The organism is Winogradskyella tangerina (assembly GCF_003260205.1).
Taxonomy (GTDB): Bacteria; Bacteroidota; Bacteroidia; order Flavobacteriales; family Flavobacteriaceae; genus Winogradskyella; species Winogradskyella tangerina.
The window spans coordinates 1-1,851 of the sequence record NZ_QERF01000006.1 but is presented as its reverse complement, the minus strand read 5'-3'; the positions used below and the strand labels follow the sequence as shown (position 1 = coordinate 1,851).

2 protein-coding genes are annotated in these 1,851 nt (G+C 28.0%); both read right to left on the bottom strand.

Annotated elements, in window-relative coordinates:
- Positions 1–358: 358 nt before the first annotated feature.
- Entirely contained in the window at positions 359–691 is a 333-nt protein-coding gene (locus DDY94_RS10275) for a cupin domain-containing protein (RefSeq protein ID WP_111684032.1), read from the bottom strand.
- A 751-nt stretch (positions 692–1,442) separates the two neighbouring features.
- A complete protein-coding gene (locus DDY94_RS10270) occupies positions 1,443–1,688 on the bottom strand; it encodes a hypothetical protein (RefSeq protein WP_111684031.1) in 246 nt (81 codons plus the stop codon).
- Positions 1,689–1,851 lie beyond the last annotated feature (163 nt).

The following is a 1,851-nucleotide window of genomic DNA, read 5'->3' as shown; positions in this document are numbered from 1 at the left end:
CCAATCCCTAAAAATATTTGATCTTTATCCAAATCATTGCTAACGAATTTATTATCTTTTCATTCGCAATACGGAACTGCGTTTAGCAGGGCGTTAGGCAACATTTGGAAATAAAATTTTTAATTAGAAGAACTTAACATTACAAATCTTACCTTTGAGGTTTATACAACTCGATTTCTCTTTCAAAGTAAACTTTTTCGTTTTCATCTGGCATATTTAACACATCACAATAATAAACTTTACGAGCAAAAACTCTAACCTTTAAAGGCGTTGTTGGATTAACTTTCGCGCAGACTATGTCACCAGATTTAAATTTATTTTCCATAATAATTTTTAAACTTTATTTTTTGCGTATTTTCTAATCGTACTTAATTGTAGTACAAATCATTTTAAACGGTTGGTTAGCTTCAATTGAACTTTCTGTATTTCCAGGGATAAGTATCGAATCGCCTTTCTGCAAAAAAGTAGAGTTTTTCCTGATAACAACCTCTGCTTTACCTTCCGCTATATAAATAAACCTTAAAAAGGGTGACTTTTCAAATGCTTGAACTTTTCCAAAATCAAAAAGTAGATATTGAATGATAACAGCATTTCTTATCAATATATTTTTAACTACAATATCATTAGATTTATAATCTATGATATCTGATAGATTAAACGTAATTGCTTCTTCAAAATCTTCATTTTCCATTTCAAAACTATTCTGAATTTCTCTTTAAATTCCGCTTTAAAACTTTAGCAGCCCTTTTTTCTTTTGCTGTTGTTGCTGCAGGCGTTTTATCATTTTTCTTCTTACCCTTATTTTCTTTTGACATCTTCTTCTAAATTATTTGATTAGGGCATAAGATACCACTACTAGCAGCTAGTTAGTTACATTAACAAGAAGATAAGTTGTAGATATCACAGATTATTTGATAAGGTATAAATATCAGTCAATTATGTAAACATAGATTAATAGGCTGTAAACTTGACGGAAATAATAGTCTCAACTTTGTAGAAACTATTAAAAAGTTATACTATGAATAATTTATAGATTAATTACGCCATAACCTTAAAAGAAAAGGGTATTAAACCAAATAAAAAGGCAAAACTTAAAACTCTATTAAAACCAATATTTCAAAAAATCAGGTCTGCTTTTAAGGATAAGCCAATACATTTAAACTTTGCTAAAAATGGAAGAAGACAAATAACATTTATACAAAAAATAAAACCTATGAAATGGGAATAAAAAAAGCAGATTTTTAAGTCTGCTTCTTAAAGCCAAATAAATTAATATTTGGTCTTCCCTAATTGATTAATAGCATTACAAATATCGTTATCAATGACAATAATTTCGTTATAGAATAAATACCTTTAGTTACAGATATTACAGGTTGAAATAATTAAAAAAAGAACAGATTATTAATAAACTGCTCTTTAAATAAATTTTAGTATTAATTAGATTAGATTGCTTTTGTAACTGTTGCATAGTTTGATTTTAAAATCCCAACCACTTCATTACGGTCTTTATTTAACTTGTTTTCTAGACGCTTTATCAAATCTAACTCTTTACCACTCTCAAATTTTACATCTTCTGACGTAAGCTTAGGAAATTTTGCTTTTAATGCTTTGGATTGCTTGTCCCAATCACCACTAAATTTAAATAACTCACTAGACTTTCTCTCACCTTCTTTGTTCTTGGTTTCCATAATATTGTATTTAACCTAATGCTTAATTGCATTATTAATACAAAGATGAGGACTAATGCCTTTCTGACTATTACACAAGTAGTTTATAAGATTACACATCTTACAGATTCTCTAGATTACATTTCCTTTTTTGACCAATTTTTTTGTAATAAGAAGGTGTGTG

What these genes read in the sequence shown, in the direction of transcription:
- DDY94_RS10275 (WP_111684032.1), bottom strand. Translation starts at nt 691, where the DNA reads ATGGAAAATGAAGATTTTGAAGAAGCAATTACGTTTAATCTATCAGAT.
- DDY94_RS10270 (WP_111684031.1), bottom strand. Translation starts at nt 1,688, where the DNA reads ATGGAAACCAAGAACAAAGAAGGTGAGAGAAAGTCTAGTGAGTTATTT.